The organism is Ignavibacteria bacterium, assembly GCA_013177855.1.
GTDB lineage: Bacteria > Bacteroidota > Ignavibacteria > Ch128b > Ch128b > Ch128b.
The window spans coordinates 2,599,792-2,618,265 of record JABLYA010000001.1; the positions used below are offsets into that span (position 1 = coordinate 2,599,792).

15 protein-coding genes are annotated in these 18,474 nt (G+C 34.2%); 12 read left to right on the forward strand and 3 right to left on the reverse strand.

Annotated features, from left to right (window positions below; genetic code table 11):
• Positions 1-222: 222 nt before the first annotated feature.
• Genes HPY57_10910 through HPY57_10925 form a run of 4 tightly spaced genes read left to right on the forward strand, consistent with a single transcriptional unit; the run spans position 223 to position 3,460 of the window.
• The gene (locus HPY57_10910) at positions 223-864 is read left to right on the forward strand and encodes a protein-L-isoaspartate(D-aspartate) O-methyltransferase (GenBank protein ID NPV12289.1); all 642 of its coding nucleotides are present in this window, start codon (positions 223-225) and stop codon (positions 862-864) included.
• Positions 846-1,790 (forward strand): tRNA (adenosine(37)-N6)-dimethylallyltransferase MiaA, encoded by a 945-nt coding sequence (miaA, locus tag HPY57_10915; GenBank protein ID NPV12290.1) that lies wholly within the window; start codon positions 846-848, stop codon positions 1,788-1,790. The genes HPY57_10910 and miaA overlap by 19 nt, the downstream gene beginning before the upstream one ends.
• Positions 1,774-3,141: a DUF1446 domain-containing protein gene (locus HPY57_10920; GenBank protein ID NPV12291.1), complete on the forward strand. Its 1,368-nt coding sequence runs from the start codon at positions 1,774-1,776 to the stop codon at positions 3,139-3,141. Before miaA ends, HPY57_10920 begins: the two co-directional genes overlap by 17 nt.
• Position 3,142: 1 nt before the next feature.
• Positions 3,143-3,460 (forward strand): hypothetical protein, encoded by a 318-nt coding sequence (locus HPY57_10925; GenBank protein NPV12292.1) that lies wholly within the window; start codon positions 3,143-3,145, stop codon positions 3,458-3,460.
• Here the strand turns inward: HPY57_10925 and HPY57_10930 are convergent.
• A complete protein-coding gene (locus tag HPY57_10930; GenBank protein ID NPV12293.1) occupies positions 3,457-4,623 on the reverse strand; it encodes an ATP-binding protein in 1,167 nt (388 codons plus the stop codon). The genes HPY57_10925 and HPY57_10930 overlap by 4 nt on opposite strands.
• Positions 4,624-4,806: 183 nt before the next feature.
• On the opposite strand from HPY57_10930, the gene HPY57_10935 reads away from it, so the two are divergent.
• Both HPY57_10935 and HPY57_10940 read left to right on the forward strand, forming a co-directional pair.
• Positions 4,807-5,914 (forward strand): peptide chain release factor 2 gene (locus HPY57_10935; protein NPV12294.1). Its coding sequence is split into 2 segments (ribosomal slippage): positions 4,807-4,875 and positions 4,877-5,914, totalling 1,107 coding nucleotides; the frame shifts between segments, so codons are not numbered across the junction.
• 12 nt (positions 5,915-5,926) lie between these two features.
• Positions 5,927-6,340: a YjbQ family protein gene (locus HPY57_10940; GenBank protein NPV12295.1), complete on the forward strand. Its 414-nt coding sequence runs from the start codon at positions 5,927-5,929 to the stop codon at positions 6,338-6,340.
• A gap of 4 nt (positions 6,341-6,344) precedes the next feature.
• Here HPY57_10940 and HPY57_10945 read toward each other — a convergent pair whose 3' ends face one another.
• Together HPY57_10945 and HPY57_10950 are read right to left on the reverse strand one after the other, a co-directional pair.
• Positions 6,345-7,241, reverse strand: coding sequence for a VOC family protein (locus HPY57_10945; GenBank protein ID NPV12296.1), 897 nt, complete (start codon positions 7,239-7,241; stop codon positions 6,345-6,347).
• 2 nt (positions 7,242-7,243) lie between these two features.
• Positions 7,244-7,708 carry a DUF1801 domain-containing protein gene (locus tag HPY57_10950; GenBank protein NPV12297.1) on the reverse strand — a complete coding sequence of 155 codons (465 nt, stop codon included), beginning with the start codon at positions 7,706-7,708 and terminating at the stop codon, positions 7,244-7,246.
• Between the two features lie 80 nt (positions 7,709-7,788).
• Here HPY57_10950 and HPY57_10955 point away from each other — a divergent pair, with 80 nt between their 5' ends.
• The 6 genes from HPY57_10955 to HPY57_10980 all read left to right on the forward strand — a co-directional run bounded on the left by HPY57_10955 (position 7,789) and on the right by HPY57_10980 (position 18,458).
• Positions 7,789-9,768, forward strand: a complete 1,980-nt coding sequence (locus tag HPY57_10955) for a hypothetical protein (protein NPV12298.1) — start codon at positions 7,789-7,791, stop codon at positions 9,766-9,768.
• A gap of 11 nt (positions 9,769-9,779) precedes the next feature.
• Positions 9,780-11,906, forward strand: a complete 2,127-nt coding sequence (locus HPY57_10960; GenBank protein ID NPV12299.1) for a T9SS type A sorting domain-containing protein — start codon at positions 9,780-9,782, stop codon at positions 11,904-11,906.
• 93 nt (positions 11,907-11,999) lie between these two features.
• Complete coding sequence (locus HPY57_10965) at positions 12,000-13,568, forward strand: hypothetical protein (protein ID NPV12300.1); 1,569 nt, start codon at positions 12,000-12,002, stop codon at positions 13,566-13,568.
• Positions 13,565-16,369, forward strand: coding sequence for a TonB-dependent receptor (locus HPY57_10970; protein NPV12301.1), 2,805 nt, complete (start codon positions 13,565-13,567; stop codon positions 16,367-16,369). The genes HPY57_10965 and HPY57_10970 overlap by 4 nt, the downstream gene beginning before the upstream one ends.
• A gap of 14 nt (positions 16,370-16,383) precedes the next feature.
• Complete coding sequence (locus tag HPY57_10975) at positions 16,384-17,373, forward strand: PorV/PorQ family protein (GenBank protein NPV12302.1); 990 nt, start codon at positions 16,384-16,386, stop codon at positions 17,371-17,373.
• A gap of 2 nt (positions 17,374-17,375) precedes the next feature.
• The gene (locus HPY57_10980) at positions 17,376-18,458 is read left to right on the forward strand and encodes a hypothetical protein (protein NPV12303.1); all 1,083 of its coding nucleotides are present in this window, start codon (positions 17,376-17,378) and stop codon (positions 18,456-18,458) included.
• Positions 18,459-18,474: the final 16 nt, after the last annotated feature.

The following is an 18,474-nucleotide window of genomic DNA, read 5'->3' on the forward strand; positions in this document are numbered from 1 at the left end:
AAGAAAACCAATCATTACTTTTAATAAGTCAAATAAGTTTTTATTTAATACTCTAAGAAAATAAGATCATCTTAATGGCTCGGCATTATGAAAGAATATTTTAATCGCAAATCATTAATGCTGGCAAGTAGAAATTTGAAATAAATTTCTCTTCATCAACTGCTTTTCGAATTTCTTACTTAATTTTCTTTAAATTTGAATTAGAAAAAATTTGGAAGGTAAATGTACGAAGACGAAAAAGAGAGATTAATTAGAGAGCTGATCCAGCAAGGAATTAAAGATGAAAAAGTTCTTGAAGCAATTCGGAATGTTCCCAGAGAATTATTTGTCCCTGAAGTTTTAAGACATCAAGCATATAAAAATGTTGCGCTTCCAATTGGGAAAGGGCAAACAATTTCTCAGCCGCTTACTGTTGCAATTATGACTGAAGCATTAAGAGTCAAAAAGGGAATGAAAGTTCTTGAGGTTGGAACAGGCTCGGGTTATCAAGCTGCTATTCTTGATTATCTTGGTGCAAGAGTTTTTACAATTGAGCGAGATTTTGATTTGTTTAAAGAAGCAAGGCGAAGATTTAAGGAACTCGGTCTTAATATTTCAACAATTTGTGGAGATGGGACTTTGGGTTGGAATGAATTTGCACCTTACGATGGAATTATTGTCACAGCAGCCGCACCCGATGTTCCCAAACCTCTAAAAGATCAACTTGCAATTGGTGGTAGACTTGTAATTCCAGTTGGTTCAAGAGCTACGCAGGTTCTTTACATATTAACTAAAAAAGATGTAGATGAATTTGAGATTGAAAAAATTCCTGCGTTTCAATTCGTTCCGCTTATTGGTATTGAAGGATGGAGAGACGAGTTTTAGCGATTGTTGGTCCAACTGCTTCGGGTAAAAGTAAATTGGCAATTAAGATTGCTCAAAGACTCAAGACAGAAATTATCTCAGCTGACTCCAGACAAATTTTCAAGGAACTAACAATTGGAACAGCAAAGCCAGATGAAGAAGACTTAAAAAAGATCAAGCATCATTTTATTAATCATATTTCATTAAACGAGCAATATGATGTTGGAAAATTTGTGAAGGAGGCTGAAAAAATAATCAACGAGCTGCATTCACTAAACAAGATCCCAATTGTCGTCGGAGGGTCTGGACTTTATATAAATTCACTTCTTTATGGAATATTTGAAGGACCTTCAGCCGATGAAGAAATAAGACAATCACTTGAAAAAGAACTTCGAGAAAAAGGACTTGAAAGTTTATGCCAGAAATTAATGGAATTTGATCCTGAAACTTGTGCAAAAATTGATAAGAACAATCCACGAAGAATTATAAGAGCACTCGAGGTTTATTATCTCACGGGAAAACCAATTTCTCAAATTCAAAGAGAAAAACATAAAACACCAGAATTCGAAACTTTAATTTTTGGACTAAAATGGGAAAGACAAAAATTGTATGAGAGAATTAATCGAAGAGTTGATCAGATGATCAAAGCAGGACTAATTGATGAAGTTCAAAACATTCTGAAGAAGTTCGGCGGAGATGTCAATGTAGCTCTTCAAACCGTGGGTTATAAAGAAGTGATTGAATTTCTCAATGAGGAAATTAGTTATGACGATATGATTGAATTGATTAAAAGAAATACGAGAAGATATGCGAAAAGACAATTGACCTGGTTTCGAAAAGATAAAAATATCCAATGGATTGAAATTCAATCGGAAGATGAGTTTGAAGAAATAGCTGAAAGAATAATCAATAAAATAGTTGAGGGCAAAAATGAAAGACAAAATTAGAATCGCTTCTGGGCAGGGATTTTGGGGAGATTTGCTCGAAGCTCCTTATCAGCAAGTTACAAAAGGTCCAATTGACTATCTGGTGATGGATTATCTTGCCGAAGTAACTATGTCAATTCTTCAAAAACAAAAAAAGAAAGATCCTAATCTTGGTTACGCAAGAGATATTCCTGAATTAATGAAAAGAATTTTACCAATTTGTGTTGAGAAAAATATTAAAGTAATTACCAATGGTGGCGGTGTAAATCCACTTTCCTGTGCAATTGAAGTGAAAAAAGTGGCTGAAAGTTTTGGCTTTAAAAATTTAAAGATAGGGGTTGTTCTTGGTGATGATATATTAAATCGAATTGATGAATTAATTCAATCGGGAATTGATTTAAAAAATATGGAAACAGATGAAAGCATTATAACCATTAAAGATAGAATCTTAAGTGCAAATGTTTATTTCGGAAGTCAACCAATTGTAGAAGCTCTAAAGCAAGGTGCACAAATTGTCATCACTGGAAGAACTACTGATACCGGATTAACTCTTGCTCCAATGGTATATGAATTTGGTTGGGATTATTCAAATTATGATTTAATGGCTGCTGGTACAGTTGCAGGACATATTCTTGAATGTGGAGCTCAATCTACTGGTGGAAATTTTTTAGGTGATTGGGAGTCAATAGAAAATATGGCTGAGATTGGTTTCCCAATTGCTGAAGCTTATCCCGATGGAACTGTGATAATAACAAAACATGAGAATACTGGTGGACTTGTTTCGATTGAAACAGTTGCTGAACAGCTTGTCTACGAAATTGGTGATCCACAAAATTATATTACTCCCGAGTGCATAGCCGATTTTACTTCAATCAAACTTGAACAGGTTGGAGAAGATAGAGTCAAAGTTTATGATGTAAAAGGTAAAGCTCCAACAGAATTTTATAAAGTTTCAGCTTCATATTTTGATGGATATTCGGCAGTAGGAACATTGACCTACACCTGGCCTAAAGCTCTGACAAAAGCAAAAGCAGCTGATAAGATTTTGAGAAAGAGACTTGAATTACTTGGATTAAAGTTTGATGAAATTCGAACAGAGTTTCTTGGTTACAATGCTTGCTTTGGTCCACTTGCAAAAGAAATTGATGAAGATTTAATAAATGAAGTTGTTTTTAGAATTGCGGTTCGAGGTAAAGATTATAACGCAGTTGAAAGATTTGGAAGAGAAATTGCTCCTCTAGTATTGACTGGACCACCGAGCGTTACTGGATTTGCCGGAGGACGACCAAGAGCAAGTGAGGTTGTTGCCTATTGGCCCTCACTTATTCCGAAAAATTTAGTGCAACCTGAAATTGAACTTGTGGAGGTTTAAAATGAAAATAAGATTAATTGATATTGCTCACGGAAGAAGCGGTGATAAGGGCGATTCGGCAAACATTGGAATTATTGCTTACGACGATAAAGGCTATGAGATTTTGAAGAAATACTTAACTGCTGAGGTTGTAAAAAAATATTTTGAAGGGATTTGTTTTGGTGAAGTTGAAAGGTATGAAATGCCAAATATTCGAGCTTTAAATTTTATTCTTCACAATGCACTTGGTGGAGGTGGAACGGTTTCATTAAAACACGATGCTCAGGGAAAAACTTTAGCCTCAGCACTGCTGAGAATGGAAATAGATGTAGATGATTAAATTAATCTAATAAATCGTAGATAATCTTCAATATTGCGTATTATGATTTTCTCAGAGGCTCTGATTTTGTCGAACAATAGTTTTTGTTTTTCATTTAAGTCAGAATTGTACTTAACCTCGAGTAATGTATTATTAAATTTAAAATCGATTTCTATTCCGTTCTCTAGAACATAGCAAGGCTTTTTATCTTTAATTTCGAAGTAAACTATATTTTCAAAAATTGAACCAATGTCTCTTAAACCTGTAATTGAGTTTCTTATACCAATATCAGCGGCATAAATTTTTTTTGGAGTTCTGATTCTTTCATTTAATTTACCACATCTTTCCACAGGATAGATCAAAAAAGTTTCTGTAAAATAATCGAAGTATCTTTTGACAGTCTCCGATGAAATACCTAAAACTTTTGAGATTTTTGATAAACTAAAATTTTTGCCCGTTCTTTCCATTAGAATTCTAAAGAAAGTCTTTAAGGTTTCAACATCTTTGACCCCACGATAGAATGCAATGTCTTTATATATTATTGAATCGATTAAATTATCTATGTATTCAATTTCTTCGGTTAGAACATATTCTGGTATTCCGCCAAACTTTAAATATTTTTCGAAGAATTTTTCGGCTAAGTACAATTCAGATTTTTGAAATTCTAATTTCTTGAATTGCAAAAATTCTTTGAAGTCAAGTGGATCAATTTCAACTACTGAGGCTCTTCCTGTCAATAAACCTCTTTTATCCCTTAAAACCGATGTTGATGAAGAAGAAGCAAAAATTTTAACATTTTCATTATCGTATAGATTTTTTAATTCAAGGTGGATATTATTTCGATAAGAAACTTCATCAAAGAAAAGATAAATTTTTTCGTTTCGTTTTAGTTCATTTATTTTCCTGAACTCACGAACGAGATCTATTGTGTTTAATTTCTCAAGTAAGACGGAATCAAGGGAAACATAAAAAATGTTTTTAGGATTGATCTTATATTGTAGTTCTTTGATTAGTAATTTCATTAGTGATGTTTTGCCAACTCTGCGTAATCCGGTTAAAAATGTTATAGATTTTTGATTTAATTTCTTTCTTAAAATCTCAAGAAATTTCTCTCTCGGAATTAGGTCAGGAGAATATTCCTTTTCCCACCATGGGTTAAAACTAAAAAGTTCTTCTGTGATCATTTTATAAACTTACTTTTTATAAAACTAAAAATTTTATTTGGCAACACCAAATAAAAATGCACGATTTTATTTGCTTTCACCAAATACGCTCAAATGCTTTTTGCTCTTAAAAAATTCCAGAAAAGTTTGTCAATATTCTAATTGATTTAATTCGTAAATTTGTACTTAAAATTGAGAGGATATATGTACGAAGAACAGAAAAGACTATTAGAAGAATTAAACGGACGACTCGAAGATTTACGAGGTTATCTTTGACATTGAGAAGAAAAAAGAAATCATTAAAGAATTAGAGGAAAAAACTCAACAACCTTCATTCTGGGACGATCAGCAAACCGCTCAAAAAATACTTCAGGAAATTAAAAATTACAGAGAACTCATTGAACGCTTCGAAAAGGTCGCCAAGTTAGGCAAAGATCTTAACGATTTGATTGAACTCGCAGAAACTGAAGAAGATGAAGCATTTTTATCTGATATTGAAAAAGAAGTTGATCAATACAAAAAAGAAATTGAAGAACTCGAATTCCAAAATATGTTGAGCGGTAAGGATGATGCAAAAAACGCAATCCTTACTATACATGCAGGAGCGGGCGGAACAGAAGCTCAGGATTGGGCTGAAATGCTTTTGAGAATGTACCTCCGTTGGGGCGAGAAAAATGGTTACCAAATGAATGTGATGGACATTCTTGAAGGGGATGGAGCTGGAATTAAAAGTGCAACTGTGGAAGTAGTAGGTCCTTATGCTTATGGTTATTTGAAGTCTGAAAGCGGTGTCCATAGACTTGTACGGATTTCACCTTTCGATGCGAATAAAAGAAGACACACCTCGTTTGCAGCAGTTTTTGTAATGCCTGAAATTGAAGATGATATTGAAATTGAAATTAATCCGGCGGATTTAAGAATTGATACTTTTCGTTCTGGTGGAAAAGGTGGACAGAATGTAAATAAAGTAGAAACCGCTGTTAGAATTACTCACATTCCAACTGGCATTGTTGCAGCCTGTCAGAGTGAAAGATCTCAATTGCAAAACCGAAACAATGCAATGAAATTGCTTAAAGCTAAATTATATCAGCTTGAGCTTGAAAAACTTAATCAACAAAAAAGTGAACTTGAAAAATCGAAGATGAAAATTGAGTGGGGCAGTCAGATTCGTTCATATGTTTTTCATCCATACAATCTTGTAAAAGATCATCGAACGAATTACGAAACTTCTGACACTCAGGGCGTAATGGATGGTGAAATCAATGATTTCATTAAAGCATATTTGATGCAATTTGGAAAAGAAACAAAATAGCGGAGAGAATAAATGAAATCTTACACAGAATATTTATGGTTTAATACAAAAAAGCGAAGAGAATATATTAATATCACTCGAGAGGTCGAAGAGGCAGTTTCGAAAAGTGGAGTAAAAGAAGGTATGGTGTTAGTAAGTGCAATGCACATTACCGCAGGAGTTTATGTAAACGATGCTGAAAGTGGACTTATTCAGGATATAGATGAATGGCTCGAAAAACTTGCACCATACAATCCAAATTATCGTCATCATCGGACTGGTGAAGATAATGGAGATGCTCATCTGAAGAGTTTATTAATTCATCATGAAGTAATTGTTCCAATTACAGATGGTCATCTTGATCTCGGTCCCTGGCAGCAAATCTATTACGCCGAATTTGACGGTCAGAGAAGAAAACGAGTAATCATTAAAGTAATCGGCGAATAATTGATCATTCTTGATAAATTTTTATTAATCGCGGCAAATCAATCTTTGTCATTTCAAATATTGCTGAAATAATTTTTTCTCTTTTTGTTTGATCTGATTTTAGAAACATTTCAAAAAATATTTCAGGGGCAATTTGCCAGCTTACACCATATTTATCTTTAAGCCATCCACACATTTGAATCTGACCGTTCTCAGATAATTTTTGCCAGTAATAATCAATCTCATCCTGGTTTCTGCAATTGATGAAAAAAGAAATCGCCTCATTAAAATCGAAATTATGCTGGACTTTTCCACCACTGCTCGCATTAAATAAATTTTTAGAAAGACTGAATTGAGAAAAAAGTATAGCTTTTTGATGAATATCTTCCTGATCAGGGAATGGATATTCCAATAATATTTTTGAATCTGGGAATATGGCTGTGTAAAATTTAACCGCTTCATCAACTTTCAAATATTTTGAATTCACAAATAATAAGCTCGGAACGATCTTCTGGTTTGAATTTATTTTGTTAATATCCAGCTGCCAGCACACACCAAATTTATCCTTGACAAAAGCATATTTGTCGCTCCAGAAATACTTATCTTTCGGCATCAACACACTACCACCATCAGTCAATGAATTATACAATTTTTCAAACAGCTCATCGTCATCACAATAAACATAAAAGGAGATTGCTTCACTTATTTTAAAAATCGGACCGCCATTAAGAGCGATAAATTTTTGATTCATTAATTCAAAAATCACCGTTGATATTGTTCCTTCCTCCTTTCCATGATATTCGAAACCAACTTTGGTGTATGGAACTGTAAATAGAATTCTTGATTGTGGAAAGATTGAAGTATAAAATTCAGCAGCTTCTTCAGCTTCGCTGTCAAACCATATGCAGGGATTAATTTCCATTTTTATTTTCTCCTTGAATTTATTTGTTTAAGATAAAGTTTAATATAAGTATGTGCATCCATCTTTTTCATCAATTCTTCGATTAAATCAAAAGGTATATCTTTCTCATCTGTAAAGCGAATATAACTTTTTCCTATACCAAGTTTTTTCTTTGATATTTTGGAATATTCATTTACAAACCATTGGAATAATTTGTCATCCATATATAATACCATATGATAAAGTGAAATATAATTTTTATGATCCGCCAGGCTGAGAAATGGCAAAGGCTCATTTTTATTACAATGATAGCCATCGGGAAAAATTGATTCTGGAACGACAAAACCTGGCATCCCAAAACTTAGTCTTTCTTCAAATTCTTCTGGCATATTGTTCTTAATAGTGTCCCAAAGTTTTAAGAATAGAGTTTTTCTATTCCCTGGGATTGATTGAATGTAATCATTGATAGTTTTTAATTTACTTTTCATATTTAATTCAATTTTTTTGATTTTAAGAAAATTGAAAACACTATCATCATTAAGTATATTTAAAAAAAGTTTAAAAATATATGAGTGTGAAAGTAATGTTTAGATATCTAATTACAATTCTTTTAATTTTTGCTTCTATAACTTTTCCGCAGGAATCTCAAAAACTTTCAAAAGTTTTGAAAGATGATAATTCGAAATACACCAATGTTGGAAATATTGGTCTAACAATTACGAACTTTGGAATGTATGGTCACGGATTTACTCTCTGGCCTCGACAACCTAACTGTGAATATCCAAAAGGTAGTGGTATCGAGCATATTTTTGACGGAAGTCTCTGGGTTGGTGGAGTAGTAGATGGACAAATTAGAGTTACCACTGGTTCTGTTGACGCATCATCTGTTGGTGCGCGTGGTGGAGGATTTGAATTTACAAACACTCAGGAATCAGTAATAATAGAGAGATCATCGCTTCTTACAAGTAAGTTTTATAGCCCGCAGGCTATCAGTCATCAAGATTTTATTGCGGAGTATTCTGATACTTCTACAAGATTGCTCAGTGGTGAAGTTATACCCGATCATAACCCTCTCGGAATAGCTGTTCGTCAGGAAAGTTATGCCTGGAATTTCCCGTTTGCTGACTTTTTTGTAATTATGAATTACTGGATTAAAAATGTTTCTAACAAACGAATTGAAAATGTTTATGTAGGATTATGGACAGACGCAGTTGTTCGTAATACCAACGTTACCTCACCTCGAGTCGGTTCACCCTTCTTCACGCATGGCGGAAATGGATATATTGATTCACTTCGATTAGGTTATGAATTTGATTACGATGGTGATCCTGGTTTTTCTGATAGTTATTTTGCAGTTAAGTATTTAGGTTCGATTCCTAAAATTGATACTGCTTACTTTCAATCCTGGCAATTTAGAAACACAACTGATCCAGTTTATTTTTCACCACAGGACGATATTCAACGATATCAAAAGTTATCTGAATCTTTAAGAAGAGACAGGATTGATCCACTAAGATTAACTCCGAGTAATCGTTCATTTCTTATTTCAACAGGACCTTTCAGATATTTAGAACCAGGTGATTCAATTAATGTGACATTTGCGATTGTCTGTGCAAAAAAATTCGGGTCTGATCTTCCAAAATTCGATACAGAACTTCAACGAAAAAATCTATATTCAAATGCACACTGGGCACAACTTGTTTATGATACAAAATATCGATTTCCTGAGCCACCTGTCTCACCAAAAATTAAAGTTGTTCCAGGGGATAGAAAAGTAACTTTATACTGGGATAATTCTGCGGAATTATCAGTAGATCCATTATCCGGTAAAAAAGATTTTGAAGGTTATAGAATCTATAAAAGTCAGGCTGGAATTGATCTCACTCAATCTCAAGATTTAAATCAATTGTTAATAAAAGTTGCTGAATTTGACAGTGCTGGAAATGATTATGGTTACAATACAGGTTTCAATTACATAAAACTTGACGCACCAAAATTTTTTGAAGGTGATACAACTGCATACTGGTATAAATTTGAATTTGATAATTTATTAAATGGCTGGCAGTATATTTTTTCTATTACTGCATTTGATAAGGGCGATCTTGAGAACAACATCGAGAGTTTGGAAAGCAGTATTTCCGCTTCGGCCTTGCGAGTATTTCCTGGAACTCCACCAAAATCAATTGATGAAGCTGAAATTGGAGTTTATCCGAATCCCTACTATGCAGGTGCAATCTGGGATGGACCACAGGAAAGACAGAGAAAAATCTATTTCTATAATTTACCTGAGGAATGTGAAATAACTATTTATACTCTGGCTGGTGATGTTGTAGCTGTTCTGGATCATAATCAGAAATATAATGGCAGTGATATTCGCTGGTTTGAAACATATTCAAAAGAAGGAAATCAAATTCTCTCAGGCGGTGAACATGCGTGGGATTTAGTCACAAAATATGATCAAGCGATTGCTTCTGGTCTTTACCTGTTTACTGTAAAAGACAAGAAAACGGGGAAAATAAAGACCGGTAAATTTTTAATCATTAAGTAAGGAGTTCAAAGATGAAAAGAAGTATTTTATTATTTTTAACATTGTTTTCAATCTCTTTATTTGCTCAAACTCAATATCCTTTAGTTTCTATTCGAGATATTCAATTTCAACCTCCAGATTCACTTGCAGCTGGAAAAGACAATTCACCAAAGCTTGGCGATACAGTTAGAGTTATTGGTGTCGTGATGATTGCACCACTTGATAATCCTAACACAACAAGACGGCCAATTATGTGGGCTGGTGCAAGGTGGCAAACTTACATTGCCGATACTAATTATAATGAAAACGAATGGGCAGGACTTAATGTAATTCAGCACGATACAAGTGCCGCCGGTCAATCTACTTATTTTGATTTACTCGATACCTGTATGATAGTGGAGATTACTGGAAGAGTAGAAGAGTTTGGAACAACTTATCGGCAAACACAATTAGCCGTTTTGACAACAAGACCGGTTAATGTACTTGGTCAAAAAGATTTTAGAAAAAGTCCTGTATTAGTTAATGTTTCAGACTTCGCAACAGGCACAACACCAAATCTTGTAACTGGTGAGAAATATGAAGGAATGTATGTTGAATTTAGAAATGTAATTACTTCCGATGCTAACGCAACAAACGGGACTTTTGCAATTAATGATGCGCAAGGAAATAAAATATTTATTCATGATCAATCTGGATATTTTACAAGGCGCGCTCATCAATTAAGAACCTGGGATCCACCAGTTAATGGAACTACCTTAGAATATATTCGTGGTGTGATAGGAACAGGTTCGCAAGGATATGTTTTAAGACCAATGCTTCCAGATGATTATAAAGTTGGGACTATCATTCCACCAGCTATTTCATCAATTCGAAGAGATTTAAATACTGTAGGACCCAATCAACCTGTAACAATTACTGCATCGATTTCTGATCTGGATGGAACTGTTGCACAGGCAAAAATTAAGTATCGAGTAAATGGTGGAACATTAAATGAAATTAATATGAGTTTAGTCAGTGGAACAACCTGGAGCGGAACAATTCCAGGAGTTCAAGATTCAGCGTTAGTTGACTATTTCATCTGGGCTATTGATAATGCAGGCAACTCATCTATTAACCCAGTTGACACATCAAGATCAAGATACTTTTATCTTGTCTTAAATAGACCGCTTACAATTCAAGATGTTCAATATGCACCATTTGGAAATGGTCTTGGTGGTTACTTAAACTATCGAGTTACAATTCGTGGTGTTGTTACTGCTGATACATCAGATTTACGCGGTGATGGAGGTTCAGTATCCAGAAGAGCTTATATTCAGAATGGAACTGGTCCCTGGAGCGGTATCTGGGTTGCCGGTTTAGCTGGTGATGAACTAAGAAAAGGTCAGGATGTCACAATTTCAGGATTGATAAGGGAAATCAATTCCCACACTGCTATTGACTCAGTCACTCAATTAATCGTCAATTCAAATAATAATCCAGAACCAGAGGCTCAGCTGCTTACAACTGGTGAAATTGGTGGTAAAACAAAAGGAACAATTAGCGCAGAAAAATGGGAAGGTGTATTGATAAAATTCAATAATGTTACAGTCACAAATACTAACGCTGATGGTAATCCAGGTCCTGGTGGTGGTGGAAATAATAACTTTGGCGAGATTCTAATCGACGATGGTTCCGGTAATTTAAGATTGGAGACACAGGAAGGACCACATCCATATCATAATAATTGGTCAACCACTTTACCTGCGAACAAAACTATTGCACTAAATGTTGGTGATAGATTTACTACAATTAAAGGTATTTTATTCTTCTCATTTAGTAACTATAAAATTGTCCCAAGAAAAGAAGATGATTTCATCGGATATCAAACTAGCGTCGAAGGTGAAATTTTACCAGATAAATTTATCTTGAAACAGAATTATCCAAACCCATTTAATCCATCAACAATCATTGAATACAATCTTCCTGAAAGTGCAAATGTTACACTTAAAATTTATGATTTGATGGGCAGGGAAGTTAAAACCTTAGTTAATAGTGAGTATCAGAGTAAAGGATTATACAAATATTTCTTGAATGCATATGATTTAAGCAGTGGAGTTTATTTCTATCATCTACAGACTGATAAATATTCATCTGTCAAGAAGATGGTTTTAATAAAATAAATTTAGTAATGGTCAGGCTGATTTTTTGCCTGACCATTTTTTTATTTTGAATGATTGAAGTTTGATTACTTTAGAAATAAGAGAAATCACCATATGAATAAATTTTTAATTACAATTTCATTGTTAATTTTTATAGTAATATTTATTTCCTGCTCCGAAAAGATTACAGGAAGTAAAGTCGAAAATCTTCCTCCTGATACAAAAATATTCTTGTTCCCGGATTCAACTTATGGAATTAGCAAGCAAAAAAGTAAGTTACCTGTTTACTGGTGGGGAGATGATCCAGATGGATTTGTTATAGGTTATTATATCAAGTGGGAAAATCAACCCTGGAGTTTTACTACTATAACAGATTCAATTTTTACTCTTGCCATTGCTGGAAGCGATACTTCATACACTTTTTATGTTGCATCTGTTGATAATTCTGGCAATGGGAAATATGATAATCAGGTAATTAGAAACAATGAAAATTATGGCCCAGAACCATTTACCGATTTTAATGGAAATGGTGTTTATGACAATGGTGAACCTTTCGTAGACATTGGGAATATTGATCCAACTCCAGCAGTTTTCAAATTCCCAATTAAAAATACTCCGCCTGAAATTTCCTTCCAAAAAAATTCAGAAGTTCCTGAGACAACTTTTACAGCTGCGAGTTTTGCATGGAATGCTTCTGATATTGATGGAGATGAAACCATTGAAAAAATTTATATCGCATTAAACGATACAAGTTCATTTGTCGAGATACCTGGGTTTGTTCGTTTTATCACAATTGTAGCTAATCCGCCGTTCAGTTCAAGTACAGCTGATGCAACTATCTATTTAGGTTCATCACTCAATCAGCCATATTCAATAAAGTTACCAAATTTAAGATTGGATAACTTGAATCGATTTTATCTCAAAGCAAAAGATATCGCAGGTGCTTTTAGTAAAACTATTGTAATGCCTGATACAACAAAAATCTGGTTTGTCAAAAAACCTAAAGGTGAAATTTTAGTAATTGACGATTATACAATTGCCGACAACGCTGAAAGATTTTATTTGGCAATGTTCGATAGTATTGGTCTGGGCAATAAGATTGATTACCTTGATATTAAATATGGTAAGACATCAACAACGCCAGGAATATTTTTACCAAAATTTATTAACCCAACTTTTACTGCAACACTTAAATTATTTAAATCAGTTTTCTGGTTTACAGATAATGATCCAACTCTTGAAGTTGCACAATTGACTTTGAGAAATTATTCCGAGAGCGGGGGAAAAGTTTTATTATCAATGATCTTCCCTCAAACATTTGATACTCGAAGTTTGGGTGATTTTTTACCAATCGATAGCGTTTCACCAGTTCCGATTAATTTTATCCCTGTGAATACACCAGTTAATCTTACAACCGATGGACAATTACTTGGTTATCCGCCACTTCAGAGAGATGCATCTCCATCACCAGTTGCAAGAATTCGGACTTTCTATCCAAATTCTGCGGCTTCAAAAAGTTTGTATACGCTTGGACTTTCAGGAAATCCAATAATCGGTTTTAGAGATAATGAAGGCAGGAGAATTTTTATTGGTTTACCTTTGCATCGATTAAACGGTGGTTCATCAAAAGTTAGAGCATTCTTTCAGAAAGTTTTTATAAGTGAATTTGGAGTTACGCCATGAAGAAGTTTTTAATTTTATTTGTACTTATAAATTCCATACTTTGGTCTCAAGAAAAAGCAACACTTACAGGTAAGGTGACCGATGCGAAAACAGGTGAACCGCTTCCAGGAGTTAATGTTGTAATCAAAGGAACCTATTATGGAGCTGCAACAGATATTAATGGAAATTACATTATTAGAGATTTAAATCCTGGAACATATAATATTGATGTCTCGCTGATTGGTTACAAGCTTGTTCAATTTACTGGAGTAAAAATTAATCCAGGTGAAAGAAAAGTATTAAATGTTAAGATGGAAGAAACAGTTTTAACTCTTGGCAGTGAAGTCGTTGTCATTGGTGAAAAACCTTTGATTGATGTTGAAGAAACTTCGAGCAAAAAATCAATTTCAAAAGAAGATATTGAAGTTGCTTTGGTTGAAAATGTGAAGGATGTTGTTACTCAACAAGCCGGGGTTGTTTATTCAGACAATGCTGTGCACATTCGCGGCGGTCGATCTTATGAAAATGCTTTCTTGCTAGATGGTGTTTCTATTCAGGATCCATTGGCAGGAACTGGATTTGGACTTCAACTCAGTGCATCATCAATTGAAGAGGTTGAAGTTATTACTGGTGGTTTTAATGCAGAATTCGGACAGGCAACCTCCGGTGTAATTAATGTAAGAACCCGAGAAGGCGGTAGAGATTTTCACGGAAATTTTTCCTGGAAAAAGGATAATTTTGGTTTCAACAAAAATTCGAGTTACTCTTTCAATACTGATATCATTGAAGCGAGTTTATCTGGACCTGAACCAATCACAACATATATTTTACCATCGCTGGGAGTCAAAATTCCGGGTGAGATCACATTTTATGGAAACTTTTACGGCGGTTTCAGTGATGGTATAACTCAGGGTTGGGTGAAAACAAAAGCAAAGAAATTATATTCCTCAATATTTTACGGTTCGAGGTTTGCACTACGTCAGGAAAACAGCTGGTTCTGGTTAGGAAAATTAACTTATAAAATCAGTCCAACAATAAAGTTATCTTATTCATTCAATCAATCTGTGAGTATTAATCAGAATTCTCAATCACTTCAAACAAATCTTGAGTATGTTGAGCCAAGCCCAGGCTATCAATACGAATTTCAATACAATTTAGATAATGCAAATGTTTATACTCATAATAATATCTTTCACATTTTTAGTTTAACTCATACTTTAAGTGCAAAGACATTTTATGAAGTAAAGTTCTCAAGATTTTTTACTCACCTTCGAGCTGATGCGAATGGACTTTACTGGAAAGATTATCAAGAACCAAAAGATATAACAAATCCGCCTCTTGAATATTATAATACAAATAGAGACACAATAGGAGTAATTCCAGGTGATGGTTTCTGGGATTTTGGAAATCCATTTACCTGGCATGATCACCATGTTGAAGAATATAATTTGAAATTTGATTTAACGACTCTCTTCACAGAAAAAAGTAAATTCAAAACAGGTTTCGATTTAAGTGTCCGTGAAATGCAGCTTGTAGATATTTATAAACCGTGGATTGGTGAACTTGGTTTGAATAATGATATTTATAAAGTATATCCAGCTCAAGGTGCTTTTTATGCACAGAATAACATTAATTTTAGCGGAATGATATTAAACTTTGGCCTTCGATTTGACTTCTGGTTCCCTGGAAAGTTTGTTGATGATGCTGTGAATAATCCAGATGTAATTACAATTCCAGATGAAGTTCGAAAGCGATATATGGATCATACATTTAATGTATTTGGCAGAAGAATGAAAGCTCGATTGAGCCCACGACTCGGAATCTCGCATCCGATATCTGATAATCAAACATTATTCTTTAGTTATGGACATTTCAGTAAATGGCCTCGACCGCAATTTGTCTATGCTAAGTTAACTCCAGCTGCTGCAAAATCATCATTCCAGAAGTTTGGAAATCCTGATTTGAATCCTGAAACAACTGTAGCTTACGAACTTGGAATTCGAAATCAATTTTCTCTTGATGATGTGTTTACATTGACAGCATATTATAAAGATATTTTTGATTATGTTTCAACCAGGACTGCTCGAATTCAAAATCCAAGACTCGGTTCAAGTAATTTTATTACTTATGTGAATCAAGATTACGCTCGTTCACGTGGAATTGAAGTAGAATATCGAAAAAGAATTGGCAGATGGTTCAATGGTTCTATCAATGCTTCTTATTCAATTGCAACAGGTAAAAGTTCAAGTGCCGATGAAGGTGTGCTTGTCTTAAGAGGTGATCTCGATGAATCAATTAAAGAAGATTATATGATCTGGGATAGACCAATTCAGGCATCATTGAATTTAAATTTCTATGTCGAAAAGAATAAACCACTATTCGGCTTTGGACGCGGCGTTCTGGATGATTATAATCTTTATATTAGAGTCTTCTATCAATCCGGCAAAAGATATACTCCTTATTATTTTACCGGACAATATCTTGAAGATGGCAGACCTGTTTATACAATTGATAGAAAAAACCGAAATGGAGCAATAGGAAAGAATTGGTTCTGGGTTGATATGAATTTTGAAAAGTTCGTAACTATTTCAAACTGGAAATTCTCAATTCGCATCGAAGTGAATAATGTTTTCGACTTTAAGAATTCAGCAATAATAAATCCTGTAACAGGCAGAGCCTATGAGTATGGTGATCCAACTCCGCTTAGCTGGAATGATCCATTGTATCCAAGTTATCAAGCACCGCTTGATCCTTATCCATACAATCCAGCTCGATATCTAACTCGCAGAAATGTAAAAGCAGGTATTACTTTGAGGTTTTAATTATGAAATTTGAAATGAAATCTAAATTAATCTTAACTATATCTTTATCAATTTTATTCTTCCAATCGATAGAAACTAAAGCTCAACTTCTCCCAGTTCTTGGTGGGCAAAGAGCTGGAATTTCAACAATGCAATTTCTAAAAATTGGAGTTGGTGGTCGAGCAATAGGAATGGGGGAATCTTTTATCGCTGTTGCAAATGATGCTTCAGCTCTTTATTGGAATCCTGCTGGAATAGTTCAATTTTATGATCATCAAGTTATGTTTTCTCACACTGAATGGGTTGCAGATATTAAACACGAATTTGCAGGTTATGTCCATCATTTGTCCGATGTTGATGCAGTCGGAATTTCTTTTACATCATTGCATATGGATGATATGAAAGTCACAACCGAGCTTATGCCTTTTGGAACAGGTGAATATTTTTCCTTTGGTGATATTGCTATTGGGTTGAGTTATGCTCATAAATTTACTGAACAATTTAGTTTTGGCTTTACTATCAAATATGCACGAGAAACTTTAGATAAATTATATATGGATGGTTTCTTAGTTGATCTTGGAACTTACTATTGGACTGGATTAGGCACATCGAGATTTTCTGTTTCGGTTACAAACTTTGGTGGAAATATGGCCCCTAGAGGAGAAGTAACTTTGTTGAATGGTAAAAAGATCACCGAATTTCAATCTTTTTCTCCACCGACTATGTTTAGAATTGGTTTTGCTGTTGAGCCCGTTTATAATGAAACTCATAAACTGACTACTTCAATTCAAATAAATCATCCAAATGATAATTCAGAAAATCTCGCTCTTGGGTTGGAATATTCCTGGCAGAATTTATTTTTCCTTCGTGGTGGATACAAACTTAATGTAGATGAACAAAGATTTGCATTTGGTGCCGGTGTGAAGGCTCCAATATCTTTTGCTAATCTCTCTTTTGATTATGCTTATAACAGCTTCACACGACTTGGCAGTACTCACAGATTCTCAATAATCTTAGGAATATGAAAATGAGGAAACTTTATCTTATTATTCTTCTATCGTCTATTTTAATCGGATGTGGTGAAAAATTAGATTTAACAGAATTCACAAACACTGGTAGAATTGGTACTTTCTCAACCGATACGGCTTATGTTCCAATAAACCCACCCTGGACAGGTTTTAATAATCCTTCCGATGTTATGGTTGGCAGAGAGCCTTTTATTTATGTCGCTGATACTGACAACGATCGAGTAGTGGTATTAAATCTTGCAGGGCAAATGATTGGTTCAATTGAAATTAAAAAGCCAGTTGCTCTTGCTCAAGATTATAGATTGAATTTATTTATTTGCGCAGAGTTTGATACTTTGATAAATGGAGTTCAAAAAACTTTTGGTGCTCTTTACAAAGCTGATTTGTTTGCTTATCAACATAATTTCAGTCAGGTTCGATTAGAAAGATTACTTCCAAAATCTTCTCTCGATTTTTCAAAGGAACAAAGAAGATACACAGGTGTTGCTGTATTTTATGATAACTCATATCTAGTTACGAGAACAGGTCCTGATAATTCAAGTTTTATTGATCCGGATAATGCGATTTTGGAATTTGTTCAGGTTAAAAATCCTGATGGATCGGTAAAAGATTCACTAATCGGAAGGTTACCAAACTTTGAAGCAACTGGAAGTGGTTTAATGTCAATTAATGAACTATCTGGCATAACTGCTTTTAATCGTAAAAACTACGAGATTGTAACAACTCAAACCGGAAATACAAATTTTAAAGTACAGTGGTTAAGATTTATTGTGACAAATGAATATGCTGGTTATGTAAGTAAATTCGATCCGGAAGATCCCCGAGTTGATATTCTCAAAATTGGAAAATTTGGAAAACCAGAAGATGTAACTGTTGATAATTCAAACAATGTCTATGTAATTGATAGTGAGAAGGATAGTTTGTTCAAATTCAATCAATATGGGACGGAGATGCATTCATTTGGCGGAAGTAATCTATTTAAAAACCCAAAAGGTGTTGCTTTCTTCGATAGGACTCTTTACATCTGTGATAGTGGTAACAATAGAATTCTAAGATTTATACTCTCCACTGATATCAGATAAACTATTCATTAAAAAA